15 protein-coding genes are annotated in these 16,682 nt (G+C 46.2%); 9 read left to right on the plus strand and 6 right to left on the minus strand.

Translation table 11 applies throughout. From position 1 onward, the window contains the following. The first annotated feature begins 2 nt into the window (after positions 1-2). From hyaE to cbdX, 5 genes are all read left to right on the plus strand, one after another. Positions 3-404 (plus strand): hydrogenase-1 operon protein HyaE, encoded by a 402-nt coding sequence (hyaE, locus tag OGX90_RS23290; protein ID WP_286624788.1) that lies wholly within the window; start codon positions 3-5, stop codon positions 402-404. Next, positions 404-1,261: a hydrogenase expression/formation protein gene (locus OGX90_RS23295; RefSeq protein ID WP_286624791.1), complete on the plus strand. Its 858-nt coding sequence runs from the start codon at positions 404-406 to the stop codon at positions 1,259-1,261. The genes hyaE and OGX90_RS23295 overlap by 1 nt, the downstream gene beginning before the upstream one ends. Positions 1,262-1,348: 87 nt before the next feature. Continuing rightward, entirely contained in the window at positions 1,349-2,893 is a 1,545-nt protein-coding gene (gene appC / locus OGX90_RS23300) for a cytochrome bd-II oxidase subunit 1 (protein WP_286624792.1), read from the plus strand. Positions 2,894-2,904: 11 nt separating this feature from the next. Next, complete coding sequence (gene appB / locus OGX90_RS23305) at positions 2,905-4,041, plus strand: cytochrome d ubiquinol oxidase subunit II (protein WP_286624794.1); 1,137 nt, start codon at positions 2,905-2,907, stop codon at positions 4,039-4,041. A 13-nt stretch (positions 4,042-4,054) separates the two neighbouring features. Then, positions 4,055-4,144, plus strand: a complete 90-nt coding sequence (gene cbdX / locus OGX90_RS23310) for a cytochrome bd-II oxidase subunit CbdX (RefSeq protein WP_003830863.1) — start codon at positions 4,055-4,057, stop codon at positions 4,142-4,144. 52 nt (positions 4,145-4,196) lie between these two features. Here cbdX and OGX90_RS23315 read toward each other — a convergent pair whose 3' ends face one another. Both OGX90_RS23315 and pdxR read right to left on the minus strand, forming a co-directional pair. Then, positions 4,197-4,910, minus strand: coding sequence for a GNAT family N-acetyltransferase (locus tag OGX90_RS23315; RefSeq protein WP_032942443.1), 714 nt, complete (start codon positions 4,908-4,910; stop codon positions 4,197-4,199). Positions 4,911-5,102: 192 nt separating this feature from the next. Further along, a complete protein-coding gene (pdxR, locus tag OGX90_RS23320) occupies positions 5,103-6,572 on the minus strand; it encodes a MocR-like pyridoxine biosynthesis transcription factor PdxR (protein ID WP_286624796.1) in 1,470 nt (489 codons plus the stop codon). Positions 6,573-6,696: 124 nt separating this feature from the next. Here pdxR and OGX90_RS23325 point away from each other — a divergent pair, with 124 nt between their 5' ends. The 4 genes from OGX90_RS23325 (at position 6,697) to OGX90_RS23340 (ending at position 11,117) form a co-directional block, all read left to right on the plus strand. Next, positions 6,697-7,146: a GNAT family N-acetyltransferase gene (locus tag OGX90_RS23325; protein WP_191238834.1), complete on the plus strand. Its 450-nt coding sequence runs from the start codon at positions 6,697-6,699 to the stop codon at positions 7,144-7,146. Between the two features lie 167 nt (positions 7,147-7,313). After that, positions 7,314-8,318, plus strand: coding sequence for a LacI family DNA-binding transcriptional regulator (locus OGX90_RS23330; RefSeq protein WP_008783828.1), 1,005 nt, complete (start codon positions 7,314-7,316; stop codon positions 8,316-8,318). 153 nt (positions 8,319-8,471) lie between these two features. Next, positions 8,472-9,923, plus strand: coding sequence for a Na+/H+ antiporter NhaC (nhaC, locus tag OGX90_RS23335; RefSeq protein WP_008783827.1), 1,452 nt, complete (start codon positions 8,472-8,474; stop codon positions 9,921-9,923). 12 nt (positions 9,924-9,935) lie between these two features. Further along, entirely contained in the window at positions 9,936-11,117 is a 1,182-nt protein-coding gene (locus tag OGX90_RS23340; RefSeq protein ID WP_103285717.1) for a MalY/PatB family protein, read from the plus strand. 617 nt (positions 11,118-11,734) lie between these two features. On the opposite strand, the gene drt3b is transcribed toward OGX90_RS23340, so the two are convergent. From drt3b to OGX90_RS23360, 4 genes are all read right to left on the minus strand, one after another. Then, positions 11,735-13,753: an antiviral reverse transcriptase Drt3b gene (gene drt3b, locus OGX90_RS23345; protein WP_286624798.1), complete on the minus strand. Its 2,019-nt coding sequence runs from the start codon at positions 13,751-13,753 to the stop codon at positions 11,735-11,737. After that, positions 13,744-15,021, minus strand: coding sequence for an antiviral reverse transcriptase Drt3a (gene drt3a / locus OGX90_RS23350; RefSeq protein WP_286624800.1), 1,278 nt, complete (start codon positions 15,019-15,021; stop codon positions 13,744-13,746). Before drt3a ends, drt3b begins: the two co-directional genes overlap by 10 nt. Positions 15,022-15,647: 626 nt before the next feature. Further along, a complete protein-coding gene (locus tag OGX90_RS23355; protein WP_069721335.1) occupies positions 15,648-15,920 on the minus strand; it encodes an ogr/Delta-like zinc finger family protein in 273 nt (90 codons plus the stop codon). Then, positions 15,920-16,681 (minus strand): phage polarity suppression protein, encoded by a 762-nt coding sequence (locus tag OGX90_RS23360; protein ID WP_286624804.1) that lies wholly within the window; start codon positions 16,679-16,681, stop codon positions 15,920-15,922. Before OGX90_RS23360 ends, OGX90_RS23355 begins: the two co-directional genes overlap by 1 nt. Position 16,682: the final 1 nt, after the last annotated feature.

Below are 16,682 nucleotides of genomic sequence, written 5' to 3' on the forward strand. Positions count from 1 at the left end.
ACATGTTGAATGACCAACCGTTTTCTGCGCTATGGCAGCGAATGCTGGCTAAGGGCTGGCAACCGCTGAGCGCATCTGAACTGGATAACTGGATAACCCGCGTGGATGATGGCGTGGTCCTGCTCAGTAGCGATCCTCGCCGTACACCGGAAGTCAGCGATAACCCGGTCATTATTGCCGAGTTGCTCCGCGAGTTTCCCCAGTTTGACTGGCACATCGCCATGGCGGATCTTGAACACAGCGAGGCGATCGGCGATCGCTTTGGCGTGTTCCGTTTTCCGGCTACCCTGGTGTTTACCCAAGGTGAGCTGCGCGGCATTCTCAGCGGTATCCACCCGTGGGCCGACTTGCTCAACCTGATGCGTCCCCTCGTTGAACAACGCATACCGCCGGAGTCTGCATGATGAGCGATTCCTTTTTTCATCTGCTGGGGCCGGGAACGCAGCCAGGTGATGACAGCTTCAGCATGAATCCCTTGCCCCTCACCTGCCAGGTCAACAGCGACCCCAGCATGGCAACACTGGAAAACTGTCCGCACAGCCCGGCGGTGATGGCATTGTTAGCCGATGTGCGCCACCAGCTCACCCAGAGAATTCCCGCCAAACAGGATGTGCTGGGATGGGATTTATCCTCGCTCAATGCAGACGATCTCACCTTTCTGAATACGCTACTCGGCGAAGGCGAAGTTTCCGTGCGCATTCAGCATGCTGACGGCAGGGCGAGCGAGATTCAGGAGTCGATTTTCTGCGGTATCTGGCGGGTGCGTTGTCAGAATGACAAGGGGCAATGGCAGGAACATCTGGAAGCAGGCAGCGCACCACGGGCGCTGTGGCAGGCGGCAACAATCAATACGCTGCCGGACGATAGCCTGCTGCCTCCGCCTATAGATGGGTTGATGAATGGCCTGACGCTGGCCCAGGAATTGCTGGCGCACGTGCGCGATCCGGCAGCGCAACCCCATAGCATTAACCTCACCCAACTGCCGATTAGCGACGCGGATCGCCTGTTCCTCGCCCGCCTGTGCGGCGAAGGGCACATTCAAATCCGCACCATCGGCTACGGCGAGAGCCAAATCGACGCCACGGCGCTGCGCCATGTCTGGCATGTTCGCTGTCTGGATACCCTGAAAGGGCTTCTGCTTGAGAGTTATGAGATCTGTCCGTTGCCGGAACTGGTATTGGCCGCACAGGAAGATCTGCTCGACTCGCTCGAGCGGCTGGATGAAGTCTGCGGCTGGCTGGCATCCGGCCCGCCTGCCTGATCCCCTCTTTAGACCCGCGTACTTGTCTACTGCGGGTCTGACGTTTTTTTCTTACCTATTCACTCTCTAATGCCTGATGGAGTTCGCATGTGGGACGTCATTGACCTATCGCGCTGGCAGTTTGCGCTGACCGCGCTGTACCATTTTCTGTTTGTTCCCCTGACGCTGGGGCTGATTTTTTTGCTAGCCATCATGGAAACCCTGTTCGTGGTGACCGGCAAAACAGTCTACCGCGACATGACGCGTTTCTGGGGAAAGCTATTCGGTATTAACTTTGCGCTCGGCGTGGCAACCGGCCTGACCATGGAGTTTCAGTTCGGTACTAACTGGTCGCTCTATTCCAACTATGTGGGTGATATTTTCGGTGCCCCGCTGGCGATGGAAGCCTTGATGGCCTTCTTTCTTGAATCCACCTTCGTGGGGCTGTTCTTCTTTGGCTGGCAGCGCTTAAACAAGTATCAGCATTTACTGGTGACCTGGCTGGTTGCGTTTGGCTCTAACATCTCGGCCCTGTGGATCCTCAACGCCAACGGCTGGATGCAATATCCAACTGGCGCTCACTTTAATATTGATACCCTGCGCATGGAGATGAGCAGCTTTAGCGAGCTGGTCTTTAACCCCGTCAGCCAGGTGAAATTTGTGCATACCGTGATGTCCGGTTATGTCACCGGCGCCATGTTTGTGATGTCTATTAGCGCCTGGTATTTGCTGCGTGGTCGCAATCGCGAGTTCGCCCGGCGCTCCTTCGCGGTGGGTTCCGTCTTTGGCACGCTGGCTATCCTCGGCACGCTACAACTGGGTGATAGCTCAGCCTTTGAGGTCGCCCAGCTCCAGCCAGTAAAACTGGCGGCAATGGAGGGCGAATGGCAAACCGAACCGGCCCCCGCGCCCTTTCATGTCATCGCCTGGCCGCAGCAGGAGCAAGAGCGTAACGCCTTTGCCGTGAAAATACCGGCCCTGCTGGGTATCCTGGCGACTCACTCGTTAGATACCCCGGTTCCAGGACTCAAAAATCTGATGGCGGACGCGTTGCCCCGTCTACAGCGGGGGCGAGAAGCGTGGTTATTGTTGCAGGAAATCGCTAAAGGTAACCGCACGCCGCAGGTGCTGAAGGCTTTCCACGCCGTAGAAAATGATCTGGGTTACGGCATCCTGTTGGCGAACTACGCGCCTGATATGAATCATGTGACCCCAGCGCAATATCAGGCCGCGCAACGCGGCGCCATTCCGCAAGTGGCCCCCGTGTTCTGGAGCTTTCGCATCATGATTGCTTGCGGTTCGCTGCTGCTACTGGTGATGGCGATTGCGTTGATACAGACCTTACGCTGGCGTATCGACCAGCATCGCTGGGTACTGCGCATGACGCTGTGGAGCCTGCCGCTTCCGTGGATTGCCATCGAAGCTGGCTGGTTTATGACGGAGTTTGGCCGCCAGCCGTGGGCGATTCAGGATATTTTGCCGACATGGTACGCCCACTCCGCGCTGAGCGCAGGCCAACTGGCCTTCTCGATGGGGCTAATTCTCACGCTTTACACCCTGTTTTTAATTGCTGAGGTCTACCTGATGCAGAAATACGCGCGCCTTGGTCCAGATGCAATGCATAACCAGCAACCAACGCAACAACAGGGATAAAGGAGACAATCATGTTGGATTATGAAACGTTGCGGCTCATTTGGTGGCTGCTGATTGGCATCATTCTGGTGGCCTTTATGGTCACTGACGGGTTTGATATGGGGGTCGGCTGCCTGTTACCGCTGATCGCGCGAAACGATGATGAGCGACGGGTGTTAATCAATATCGTCGGGGCGCACTGGGAAGGTAACCAGGTGTGGCTCATTCTGGCGGGCGGTGCATTATTCGCGGCCTGGCCGCGGGTCTATGCCGCCGCATTTTCGGGGTTTTATGTAGCGATGATCCTGGTGCTGTGTGCTCTTTTCTTTCGCCCGTTGGCCTTTGATTATCGCGGCAAAATAGCCAATGCGCACTGGCGTGCTATGTGGGACACCGGGTTGGTTATCGGGAGCCTGGTCCCTCCTGTTATCTTCGGCGTCGCGTTCGGCAACCTGTTCCTGGGCGTGCCTTTTATCTTCACACCACAGCTTCATGTGCAATACCTGGGCACTTTCTGGCAGTTACTCTCACCCTTTGCGCTGCTGTGCGGCGCATTAAGCCTGATGCTGGTTATTCTGCAAGGGGGCGTGTGGCTCCAGTTGAAGACCGACGGCATTCTTCACCAACGCGCGCTCTCTGCTACCCGTCGTAGCGCAATGCTGGTCGTGCTCTGCTTTCTGTTAGCCGGTTACTGGCTATGGACGGGGATCGACGGCTATGTGCTACTTAGCCAGGATCCGAATGGTCCTTCCAACCCGCTATTAAAAATGGTAACGACCTCACCGGGCGCGTGGATGGCGCACTTTTATCAGTCACCACTGCTGTTAATTATTCCGCTGCTTGGCATGATTTTCCCGATGCTCGCGATCTATGCCTGCGGGCAACGTCGGGCCGTATGGGGATTTCTGTGCGCTTCACTGACCCAGGCCTGCGTGATCTTCACCGCCGGAATCACCCTGTTTCCGTTTGTGATGCCTTCAAGCGCGTATCCGCTCTCTAGCCTGACGGTGTGGGACAGTACCTCCAGCCAGATGACGCTCAGTATCATGCTGGTTATTGTGCTGATTTTTCTACCGATCGTTCTGCTTTATACCGTGTGGAGTTATTACAAAATGCTGGGACGAATCAATGTAGAAACGATCCGCCGCCACAATCACGAACTTTACTAGGGAGGACCGTACGATGTGGTATCTGTTTTGGTTTGTCGGCATTCTGCTGATGTGCGCACTCTCCACGCTGGCACTGGTCTGGCTGGAGTCGCGGCAGAAATAATACTGCGCGTGCGCTACGCTTTCTGGCTCTCCGGTTTATTCGGGGAGCTTTTTTATCCCCTTTCCATCAGCTCGCCAAGGCGCCGAATCTGCCGTCCCTGGCTATCGAAATTACCCTCATCGAGCCACAGATCGTAGGCAGGTCGAAGTGTCGGGTACTCACCGTCAATGATTGAGTACCATGCGGTATCACGATTTCGTCCACGGGTAACAATAGCCTGCCGAAATATACCTTCAAAACTGAAGCCAAAGCGCTCTGCCGCCCTACGGGAAGGCGCATTGAAGGCATCACATTTCCATTCAAAGCGGCGATAGCCCAGATCCTCAAAAACGTACTTTAAAAGCAATGAGATGACTTCCGTTGAAATTCGCGTGCGTTTCATGCGTACGGAGTAAGAAACATGCCCTACCTCAATCACACCATTTGCGGGATCAATCCGCATAAGAGCAAACGTCCCAACAGGTTTCATACTGGTTAAATCGATCACGGCAAAATGCATCGGATCTGTCTGTTCTTCCATGTTTTTTAAATAAACCAGGAAGGCATCAAAAGTTTCAAAAGGCCCGACCGCCAGATATGTCCAGTCACGACAATCGCTTGCTTCGCAGTACGCTTCATACAACTCTTTTGCATGGCGTTCGGTGTTAATGCGCTCAAGCTTACAATAGCGACCTGTAATTTGCTGAGCCTGTGGAAAGGGTGCGCCTTTCCAGTCAGACAAAGTCATACCTACGGGTTGTTGGAATTGATTAAAGACGCCCGGCATATCTGTACCTCTTACAAAACAGAACTAAACCAGCGCAGGGTATGATCAAACTGAGCGGCCCAAAAGAACCACAATGCGTGTTTTTAACGGATCCACACTCTTTAATTGTACAAAAAACAGGCACTATATTTTTGCCCGTAGCGAAAGAAACGTATTTACTGCATTAATGCTAAGAGCTGAATAAATTATAATTTAAATAACCTGAGCCAAACGGCGAATCCCATCAACAATTGCCTCTACCGGATGATTTGCAAAACCAATCAAAATCCCCTGTCGTGAGACATCGCTCTGGTAATAACGACTTAGTGATAGTATTCCCATCCCTAGTAATCTGGCTTGCTCCTCAACTTCATTTCCGGTTAATCCGTTTTGTAGCCAGCACACAATATGGACGCCAGAGTCAGAAGGTTGCACAATCATTTTATCAGCCAGGTATTCTTGAATAGCATTGACCAGCGCAGTTCTTCTTTCATAGCATGCCTTACGAATTCGGCGCACATGACTGGCATAGTGACCATCCTCAATAAAATTCGCCATCACAGCCTGTTCAAGATAACTGGTGCCAAGATCGGAAAAATATTTCGTCACCATAATCTGTTCTTGTAAACCCGGCGGGACAACTAAAAAACCTAAACGGAATTCCGGGTACATCATTTTAGAAAATGTTCCGGCGTAGATTACGCGTTGATTCTGATCTAATCCTTGCAGAGCTTGTAAAGAACGGTCGGCATAACGGAACTCGCTATTATAGTCATCTTCAAATATCCATGCCTGATTCAACTTCGCCCATTCCAGCAACTCAAAACGCCGGGATAAACTTAACGTTCCACTTAATGGATATTGATCCGACGGGACGACATAGGCCAGCTTAGCGTCAGGAAAATGATCAATACCATAGCGGACGTTCATTCCCTCGCTATCTACCGGTACTGGCCTCACCATCGCGCCAACTGACATGAAGGCTCCGCGGGCGCCTTTGTAACCCGGGTCGTCCAGCCAAACGTCACTTCCTGCCGACAGCAATGCTCGTGCAGTAATGTTCAATGCCTGTTGAATACCATTTACGATGATTATCTGTTCTTCGTTACAGTTCACTCCACGCGTTGTTTTAATGTAGCGGCAAACCGCTTTTCTCAATGGAAAGTACCCGCAAGGATGAGTGTGAGCGCCCAGTTGATGCCGGGATTGTCTCCAGACACGTTGCAGTAGCTTTCCCCATAACGCATGCGGGAAGAGATCCGTACACCCGACACCAACCGCAAATAGGCGGTTCATGCCGCGCCCTTCATACTCATTTGACCACAAATCGCGAACAGGATTATTTCGGCTGTGAACCTGTTCATCAGGCGAGACAACGTCTCCCGACGCTATCTTTGGATAGCTATTGCTGATACTCCGATCCGGAATATTATGTGAGACATATGTTCCAGACCCTTTACGGGTCAGGATATACCCTTCATCTAATAGCCTGTCATAACCGGCGATCGCTGAGTTTCGTGAAATTGACATCATCTCGGACAATGCCCTGGTTGACGGCATTTTTGTTCCTGGCGGCAATCGCCCTTCGAGGATGTGATCGCGGAGGATGTGGTAAACCTGCTCCTTAACCGCGCCTTTTCCTAAAACAAATCCTTGAAATAAAGGCGCATTGTTTTTCTTCATTGTATTAACCTTTATACTAAAAGTGGATCCTATCAATATATCGAAAGTGTCTCTTTACGAGAATTTATAAAGTTCTTAGTATCATCATACTAACACATTACTCGTATAAAATATCAGGATATATATGACTAACATGAATACCGTTACTATTGAAAGTGCAGAACAAAAAGACTACGCCTGCTGGCTTCCTTTATGGATAAACTATCAAACATTTTATCGCACTAAAATTTCAGATGAAGTAACAAAATTAACGTGGGAGCGTTTCCTTACCCCGAGCGAACCTGTTTATTGTGCTGTTGCCAAATATGATGGAAAAATAGTGGGACTGGTGCATTATCTCTTTCACCGTTCAACATGGGCAGAATCCAACTATTGCTATCTCGAAGATTTATTTGTTAGCGAAGAGGTACGTGGTCAACATATCGGTAAACAGCTTATCGAGTATGTCCAACAACAAGCCAAAAAACACCACGCGTCAAGATTATACTGGCATACGCATGAAACCAATCTCCGTGGACAACGTCTGTATGACTGGGTGGCCCAAAAGAGCGGGATGATCGAATATCGTATGTAAGGATAATAATACTCAGGATAGTATTTAATTATTCAGTACTAAAAATAAGCCTCTGAGTAGATATACTCAGAGGATGTCTCGGTGACAAATCCCCCCAACCTGAATAAGATAAGGAAAAAAACCAGCGATAAGCAAATTCTTAAGAATCAAAAAGGTAAAGAGCCAGCATGGCAACGATAAAGGATGTTGCAGAGTTAGCGGGAGTGTCCACCGCAACAGTTTCACGTGTTATTAATCAAACCGCATGGGTTGAACCCGTGACGCGTGAGCGTGTTGAAAAAGCCATGCGCGAACTGAACTATCATCGCAATGCCGCCGCTATTGCATTAGCGAAACGCAGCGGTGACATGCTCGGGTTATTGACCGGCAACCTTGCCGATCCCTTTTTTGCCAGGCTTGCCCGAGGCGTGGAAGAAGTATCACGCCAGCAGCAATTTCGGCTGATGGTATGCAGCGGTGGCCACGATGAAGGAATGGAAAAATCAGGACTCGATTTCCTGATAAACCAGGGTTGTGAAGCGATTGTGGTCCATGCCAGTAGGCTTTCTGAAAAGGAACTGTTGCGATATGCCGCTCATTTTCCTGCCATGGTGGTCGTGAACCGCTATATTGCCGGGATGGCCAATCGCTGCGTGTGGCTGGAAAATAGTCAGGCAGCTAAAACAGCCACGCTACATCTCCTGGAACAGGGGCACCGTTGTATTGCCTGCGTGACAAGTGATTTACCGATTATCGATCGCCGTGAGCGGCTGGAAGGTTATCGCCAGGCGCTGGCCGAATATGGCATTACGCCAGATAAAAACTGGGTGATTAGCGTGCCCTTTAATGAAGAAGGTGGCGAACGCGCTGCACACCAGCTGCTTAATTGCGGCATTCCTTTCACCGCAGCGGTGACATTTAATGATGTGATGGCCGCCGGGATTATGCGCATCCTCCATCAGCAGGGAATTACACTTCCGCAGCAGCTTTCGATCGTTGGATTTGATGATGTGGTGATGGCCCGCTATCTCTACCCCGCACTCACAACAATGCATTATCCCGTTGAGCGCATGGCTCGCTGCGCTTCGCAGCTGGCGATACAGCTTTTTAAGGGCGCAACTCAGCGTCCCAGCGTGAATAGTTTCACTGCGGATTTAGTGATCCGCGATTCTGTTCTTCCCCCCTCTCTCTGAAATCAATGCGTAAATCGTCAAGCCCCTGAATTGTGATCGACTTCAAGTTTAACGTCTTCATGTAATCGCTTACATGAGGGCCAATGAGCGATCACAGTCAGGCAAAAGGGTGTTCTCTACTCTTGAGCGACCTTACAGACTGGAGATTCATGAATGAATGCCTCTCAAAATCAGAAAAAAACACTCTCATTTGGACTGGCAGTAATCCCTATTTTAGCCATGCTACTGCTGTTAATTATTGGCTACGGCATCATGGGGCTACGTATTGAGCCTTTGTTGCTATGTTCTGCTGCAGTCGCCGCGGGTATGGCCTGGTGGCAAGGGTATTGCTGGGAAGACATCATTAATTCGGTGGTTGATAAACTCGCCAAAGCAATGCCGGTTATCATGATTCTTATCTGTGTCGGCGGCCTGATTGGTACATGGATGTTCAGCGGCACCATCCCTTACATGGTGTACTGGGGACTTAAACTCATCAGCCCCGAATACATTCTCATCGCCGCGTTCTTTTTGACCAGCGTCGTATCGGTGTGTACCGGAACCTCCTGGGGTTCCGCCGGAACGGTTGGCGTAGCATTGATGGGCGTTGCCGCCGGACTGGATGTTTCGATGGCAGCAGCGGCAGGTGCCGTTGTTTCTGGCGCTTACTTCGGTGACAAGATATCGCCGCTGTCAGACTCCACCAACTTTGCGGCCATTGTTGCAGATACCACCCTTTTCGAGCATATCCAGCACTTATTATGGACCACCATTCCCAGCTTTCTGCTTGCCGCCGTGGTTTATCTTATTGCCGGCCACAGCAATATGCTGGGCGAGGTCGCCACGCCGCAACGGGTTACCGATATTGTCAACGCTCTGGAGTCGCTATACCACTTCAATATCATTCTGATTTTGCCACCGGTTATTGTGTTGTGGGGCGCGATTCGTAAAAAGCCGGTCATTCCTTTAATGCTGAGTGCATGCGTATTAGCCCTGATTCTGGGCGTTGTCATGCAAGGACTCAGCATCAAGCAGGGACTGGATGCCTTTATAGATGGATTCAACATTACTATGTTCCCGCAAGGGAGTGAGGGCATTATTGCTGATGTTCCGCGCCTGCTGAACCGCGGCGGAATGTTCTCAATGATGAGCACTATCCTTCTGGTATTTTGCGCATTCTCTTTTGCCGGTGCCTTAACGTTAACGGGCGCACTCAACATTATCATTAACCGCTTACTGACGGTCATTCACAGTGTCGGTCAGTTAATTGCGGCAACCATTGGTACCACCCTTCTGGTGACCGGAGCGACAAGCGACGGCAAGCTGGCTCTTCTGGTTCCAGCTGAACTGTTTAAAGACGCATATCGTCGTATGGGACTGGATACCAAAAATCTGTCCCGCACCATTGAAGACGCTGGCACCGTCATTGAGCCGTTGTTGCCGTGGACCGCTGCCGGAGTTTATATGGCCACGACATTAGGAGTGAGCACGCTGGATTTATTGCCATGGGCGATTCAGTGCTATGCCGCAATCTTCTTCGCCTTGATTTACGGTTTCACGGGAATCGGTATTGCGAAGGCGCCATCAGTGGCAGAAACAGAAAAAAATATTACGGCAACAGAATAGGGAGAGCATGTAATGGATTTTAATAAGATTATCGATCGTCACGATACCGCCTCGTTGAAATGGGACTTTATGGCGCGATATTTCGGCGAGGATACACATCAACTGTTGCCAATGTGGGTGTCTGATTTTGACTTTACTTGCCCGCCCGCTGTTCAGGAGGCTTTAACTCACCGCGTCGGGCACGGTATTTTTGGTTACAGCGAACGACCACAAAGCTACTTTGATTCATTAATTTCATGGTTCTCAACCCGGCATCAGCTGGAAATCAAGCAAGAGTGGATCTGCAGTATTGAAGGTGTTGTTCCGGGATTATCGCTACTCGTACAAATGCTAAGTCAACCCGGTGAAGGCGTGGTCGTTCAGGGGCCTTATTATGGTTCATTCGCTAAAATTATCTCTCTGAACGGCAGACAGCTGCTGGAAAATCCGTTGTATGAGGACCCGGCTACCGGTTATCAAATGGATTTTGCTCACCTGGAAATGTTATTCCGGACTGAACGTCCGCCGCTGATGATTTTATGTAATCCGCATAATCCAACCGGTCGTTGTTGGTCTGCACAGGAGCTGGAACAGCTACTTACGCTATGCGAGACCTATGATGTGACGTTGCTGTCTGATGAGATATGGGCAGATTTATTGCTTCCTGGAGAACAATTTACTTCAGTTCTGCATCTGGGAGAACGCTGGCATTCGCGTGTAATTTCAGCTACTTCAGCCAGTAAAACGTTTGGTTTGTCGACATTGCGTATTGCTAATTTTCTGATACCGGCACCGGCATTGCGTGAACACTTTTTACGCCGTCTGGATGCACATGGACTGGATGTATTCAATGCGCTATCCGTCGAGGCGAGTACGGCTGCATGGCAACATGGTGCACCATGGTTAGACGATTTACTTGGCTATCTGGCTGAAAATCGACGCTGGTTTATTCAACAAATTGATGAATATCTCCCATGGGCTCGGGTTGTTCCTTCCCAGGCAACGTATCTACTGTGGATAGATTGCAAAGCGCTTGGACTGGATGATGAGCAGCTCAAATGGGTAATGCTTGATGTTGCCGGTATTGCGCCTTCAATGGGAAATGGCTTTGGTCCTGCTGGAAAAGGTTTTATCCGCCTGAACATGGGATGTCCACGCGCCTACCTCGAAAAAGCGGTAGAGGGCTTGAAGCGTATTGCATTTACATCCTGTTGAATCTGCTCAGTAAACGAATCGGCCCTGGCACAGGGCCGCTCGATATTATCAGCCATTTCGACGAGGCCTGATTAACGGCCTCTGAACTACCAACCAAGAATGGCGATGCGGAGAACGTGGTGCAGGTTACCCGAAAAATAAGATGTGCGCTGAAAACCGCAGTAAACGGGCTTTGCGTTGATTTCGGTAGACTTGAGAAGAGTTTGAAATGGTGCCGATAATAGGAGCAAAACACGCACACAACTAACTGAAAAATATGAAAATAATAATTTAATTAAAATAATATACCCCCATACATGCCCCACAATTTAGCTTCATTTACAGTTCAGAAAGCATGGGAAGCATGAGCGTAGGTGTGGCCAGTTTCTCAACATCAGGTGTGTAAGCACCACAAGCTGTTCTGGTTAAGCTATAAACAGCTAGTAACTACTCTCAACTGAACCTGAAAGCTCCTACTCCTGCTTAGCAGGATCGGATCTTAAGCAACTTTATTAGCTTAAGTTTAAGCAATTAAGCCGATTTCAGATCCAGCGAAATCGTATTATTGCCAACAAAAAATACATCAACAACAATAACGTAAGTATTTTGAAACTGACCACAATTATATTTCTATCAGATTAATAGCTTTCTTTCAATTCTTTTTTCTCAATCATCTTTACAAGATCTAACTCATCCCACTTGACAAACCAATAAATTTTGAGCATGGATTGCAGATCACTCTCAATATCCGAATGGCTTCTATTCACATTTTTCTCATATTTTTTGAGATATTTTCTGTATAAAAATCGTCTTGTCTCAATTGAAACAAATGGGCAAGACATAACATCCAAGAATAAATGTGCCTTTTCCGATGATTGTAATAAATCCATATCAGGGTATAGCAAATCTTTAATTCTAACCTCAACAATACGTTTAAGTTCTTGATAAGGTTTTCTATTTCTAAAATAGAATAACAATGAGATTATTGTAAAGTAATCCAATTTCTTTTTATGTATAATACCATTAAAGAAAGAAGCACTTGCAAGATAATTATCCCCAAAAAAAGTAGCAGCTAAAATCAAATTAACTTTCTCTATGGAAATAAAGTCATCAATAAAAAGACCATTATCATTTTCACCAAAATTGATATTTTCAGCAGTATCTATTAATGTTGTCATAAAAATACTACTATAATCATTCGAAAGCACCTTCAAATAATCATTAACAACAACCATTGTTTTTGATAATTTATATGAAGATGATACCGTTGGGTTAACGCTGAAGAAAAACAACATTATATCAGTCACTGAAAATATAATATCTTTAATATTCTTAAGTATTTCAACCTCACCTTTAATCTTTTCCACCGGGAAAAGATTAATAATTGATATTAATCTTTTTGATAATGAAGATATTAGGTACGAGGAAATATCTGTGTAAGAAACTTTGTTATCAATACATATAGACTTGATATTATTTATCATATTCACTTTTAAATCATGCTTGCTTCTGATCTTATTTAGAGAAATGTTACCATCAATCCTTTCATATAGTTTACGTTCAAGATTCCGTACCAGTTCGTTAACTTTAATGATTAATCCTGTCTTGCTAGTGCAGAATGGTCTAGAATATTTTTTAAGTTTATTGATATTTAATTGAAGATTAAAATCATTTAGCTTCACGTTAATGGTTTTAGTGATAAGTTCAGCATTTGCCTCATTGTTGCAAAACACTATAAAATCATCCACATACCTTAATATCACATAATCTTTGTGATTAACCCACCCGTATTCATCAAGAAGATTTGACTCGATACTACAATCGATACGCTGGAATATTAACTCTGCAAAAACCCTACTAAATTCTGAGCCTATAGGTATACCATTTGTTTCATTATTATTACTACGTTGCATCAACGTATCTAGTTCCTGACCAAATTGATTGCTATATCTCACATGTTTTCTGATGTAAGATTTATTTTTTAAAGCCCATGAAATAGAGTGAGTATATATACTATCAAAACAATGTGATACATCTAACATCCACATTGTTGAGAATCTTTTCTCAAGATCAAAAAACATTTTACTTTGAAATAACTTATATATCCTATTAAATCCTCCATAAGAAAAATAAGAGGATGAATACTTCCGCATTAATTCATCTTCTGTAGTTTCAATATCCTCTCCTTTATATTTTTCTGAGGCATTATTTTCATATAAGAAGAATGAGTTTGCGACCTTTCGAGGATATCTTATAGAGTAATTACTTTTTGACGCATTTAATGTTATAACAGTTGAGTAATTTTTATAAAACTCACAATAATTAAGCTGAGATCTCGGGTGAATCAAAGAAAGATATCTTAAACTAAAAGCATCCTTGACAATGCAATAGCCAAACGGAAAGCTTTGTTTCTTCTTTTCCTTTTCTCGATCTTCTATTTTTATAGACAAGTCCAAAACAGGGTTAATAATTTTCTTTACGAACGAAGAAAGAGGAGTGAAATACAAAAAATCCTTATAATCAGTTTCAAACTCGGTCAGATTCAAATACAACCCATCATTTGAGAAGATGATGGGACAGTCACCTGGTAGCGTATCACATAGTAATGCCCTGAGATAATCCTTCTTATCAAGTTTTACATTCTTCTTTATAGCCATATTTTTGTGATCTCAGTGTAACGTTTGAAATTATACTTCCTATAAACTCTATCAACAAAACCTTTTCTAAAACTATTGCGCAATAATTCCTTTCTTTGATTTACATTGAAAGAGTGTTTCGCAATACTATGCAAACGTCCATTATTTGATTTAACACAATATAATAAAAAATCATCTAATTGTTTTAAGGCTATAGAGTTCACATCCAATCTTGCATTACTATAATAAATTCCAGTACTAATCTTACTTTTCTCTAGCGAACTTAACGATCTGATCTTCCTATTTAAATCCCTATTACTTGTTAAAAAAGAAATCCTATCTAATAATAATTTAAAATCACCAGTTGCATGGTAAGAGTAGAAAGCTCTTGCTATTCTAGTTTTAATTTTTTTTATGCGACCACGAGATAAATCTACAGTTACTTTTCTATATACACTAAAAATAGCACCATCGTTACTTAAAGGCGAATCTATTACAGAAAAAGAATAACCTAAAAAATCAAATTTATGGAGTAGTTTATCTTGACCTGCCGTCCCTTTGCTTCTCTTGCGGATAAGTGGGGACACCTTCAACTTATTTTTATTTAAACTTAATCCTTCGGGTAACAAACTTTGTATTTGTTTCATAAAAGACAATGGGCATTCATCTCCACTTGAAATGATCACCATATCATCTACAAAGCGAGAGTAATAAAACACTTCTGAATGTCGATGAATACTACTATCAAATGCTGCCAAGTATAGCTCAGATAACATAGGACTAATCTCCAGTCCTCTTGGCAAACCTTTTGATGAATGGATTCTTTCACAAGCTTTAAGATACCATTCTATCAAATTTTTAGTATGTCTGGATAAACGTTGTTCATCTTGCAAATATTGAAAGAGCTGAGGCAAATTGATAGATTCAAAAAAAGATTTTATATCTAAACGATACACTCGGAATTGAGCACCTTCTTTGAGATAAATCTTTAGCTCATCAATTATTTTATTTCTTTGCTTGGGTAAAAGTGACTCCAAACATTTTAAGTTTGCGTTACAATGTCTAAGTATTAGTTTTTCTTTTAAACAAGATGCGTTGTAAACACAACGTCCTTTTATGTTTATTTTCTTTACAGCCACACCAGAACGAAAATTTTCGCTGGCAATTAAAACAGCATCATTGATTAATGATTCTAATTTATCCACATTGTTTTTATTAAAATAAAAACTCTTCTCACTTTCGCTCAAGTTACGTTTAAGTGCTGATGAAGTAAATGGCTGCCGGTTCATAAAACTCCTCACAGTACTATCCTTTATGCTTTTATAACTCTTTACATCGTTGCGCGCAATCGCATCCCCGCCACACTTGACCACTTAATGTAATAGTTTCATGCACCTGCATGACATAGTGTAGGCCACGCTGACAAGTTGGCGGTTCGCTGGTCCCCGCCGCATAAGATGGGCATCATCCCTAACAATACTGGCGATTTTAGTGATATGGGAAGAACCAGACTCATATTTGTCCACATTGAATTGATATCTCTGCAGGTGCGGAGAAGAGATGATCAGCATCGAACCATACGATTTAGGATACAAAAAAGTAGTGAATTCCCCCTACCAATACTTACATCTATTGAGACTGACTGAGTGTCGTGAATTGCGCCAGAATTGACCATTTAGCCCTGCCACGTGCGCAGCCCCCCACGCCTGCCCACTTCGCTTAACAGAATGGTTTTCATGCACCCCATAAATCGTCTCCGGAGCCGCCATACAAGGGCTTTCACGCCAAAAACAGCGCATGATACTCATGCGTTTTCATGCGCCATAGACATGCACTCATGCGCTCTCAGGCCTGCCAGGAAAAAGCGTAAAAAATCCCGGTACAGGACCGGGATTACGTGGGTGTTTTATGTTAATCAGACAGGGATTTGCTGACGGCTTGACAGTTTTGATGCAGAGCCATAGCGATTGAGCGTTTTCTTTTGCTTTTCAGGCTGTTCCGGTTCATCTGATTCCTGTTCATTACGACGGGGTTTCATAATTATCGTATCCACACTTTCCAGTGCGGTAAATGTGCAGGAACATTCAAGATTCTGGCACTGATACCATGAGCGTTTAACCGATGGTGCTTCATAGGCGGAGGTTCTGGCGTGTGCCGTAGTGCCGCATTCGGGACATTTAAGTGCCATCAGATACCCTCCGCGGCTCGGTTACGTTTTTGCAGTTCTTCACGTTCCTGCCGGATCTTAATTTTATGAAGGGCCGCCGGAGAGGGAAGTTTGCGGAAATCAGCAAGGGCAGCATAATCCGGCGCAACACCTGCCAGTTTAAACACAGGGTCCTGTTCCGGCATCGCAGCGTTAGTAAGAGCCGGTTTGGTGATATGTTTGTGAATAAAGTCTTTCAGTACTGTGTCCGGGTCATTAACTGAATTCACCACACCCACAACGGCACTGGCTTCCCGCCCCATTGTGGTTTTGAGCAGGCTCAGTGTCTGGATTAACGCCTTACCATGCGACTGCATGAAGTCTTCCCAGATTTGCTTTGCGCGAATTTCCACAAGGGTGTTATGTGCGCTGATATACTGCCCGGCTAATTTCCCGGCTTCCTGCGGTAATAAGGCATTTTCGCTTTCCTGAGCTGCCAGCAGTTCATCAAAATCCTCAAGCGTTTCTCGTCCCAGCGCAATTTCCGTGCGCAGTTTTTTCATTTCCTTTGAGACTACGCCCTGGCTTTCACGAAACAACGTGCGCCACTCCTCATTCAGGGCGTTCGTCGTGGCTTCCATTTCAGCGCGGCGCTGGCGGATAGTTGCAATATTATCCGCAGCCGCTTTCTGCCGACGACGTGTTTCAAGCCATGCACTTCTGGCTGTGTTCAGGGTTTCCAGTGCCCGCTGCGTTACAGCCGGAAAAGTGGAAAGGTTGTTATTCTCTGCTGGGTTGTTCATG

The organism is Citrobacter sp. Cpo012 (assembly GCF_030333015.1).
Lineage (GTDB): Bacteria > Pseudomonadota > Gammaproteobacteria > Enterobacterales > Enterobacteriaceae > Citrobacter > Citrobacter portucalensis.

Coding starts and splice junctions, on each gene's coding strand:
- hyaE (WP_286624788.1), top strand. CDS start 3: ATGTTGAATGACCAACCGTTTTCTGCGCTATGGCAGCGAATGCTGGCT.
- OGX90_RS23295 (WP_286624791.1), top strand. CDS start 404: ATGAGCGATTCCTTTTTTCATCTGCTGGGGCCGGGAACGCAGCCAGGT.
- appC (WP_286624792.1), top strand. CDS start 1,349: ATGTGGGACGTCATTGACCTATCGCGCTGGCAGTTTGCGCTGACCGCG.
- appB (WP_286624794.1), top strand. CDS start 2,905: ATGTTGGATTATGAAACGTTGCGGCTCATTTGGTGGCTGCTGATTGGC.
- cbdX (WP_003830863.1), top strand. CDS start 4,055: ATGTGGTATCTGTTTTGGTTTGTCGGCATTCTGCTGATGTGCGCACTC.
- OGX90_RS23315 (WP_032942443.1), bottom strand. CDS start 4,910: ATGCCGGGCGTCTTTAATCAATTCCAACAACCCGTAGGTATGACTTTG.
- pdxR (WP_286624796.1), bottom strand. CDS start 6,572: ATGAAGAAAAACAATGCGCCTTTATTTCAAGGATTTGTTTTAGGAAAA.
- OGX90_RS23325 (WP_191238834.1), top strand. CDS start 6,697: ATGACTAACATGAATACCGTTACTATTGAAAGTGCAGAACAAAAAGAC.
- OGX90_RS23330 (WP_008783828.1), top strand. CDS start 7,314: ATGGCAACGATAAAGGATGTTGCAGAGTTAGCGGGAGTGTCCACCGCA.
- nhaC (WP_008783827.1), top strand. CDS start 8,472: ATGAATGCCTCTCAAAATCAGAAAAAAACACTCTCATTTGGACTGGCA.
- OGX90_RS23340 (WP_103285717.1), top strand. CDS start 9,936: ATGGATTTTAATAAGATTATCGATCGTCACGATACCGCCTCGTTGAAA.
- drt3b (WP_286624798.1), bottom strand. CDS start 13,753: ATGGCTATAAAGAAGAATGTAAAACTTGATAAGAAGGATTATCTCAGG.
- drt3a (WP_286624800.1), bottom strand. CDS start 15,021: ATGAACCGGCAGCCATTTACTTCATCAGCACTTAAACGTAACTTGAGC.
- OGX90_RS23355 (WP_069721335.1), bottom strand. CDS start 15,920: ATGGCACTTAAATGTCCCGAATGCGGCACTACGGCACACGCCAGAACC.
- OGX90_RS23360 (WP_286624804.1), bottom strand. CDS start 16,681: ATGAACAACCCAGCAGAGAATAACAACCTTTCCACTTTTCCGGCTGTA.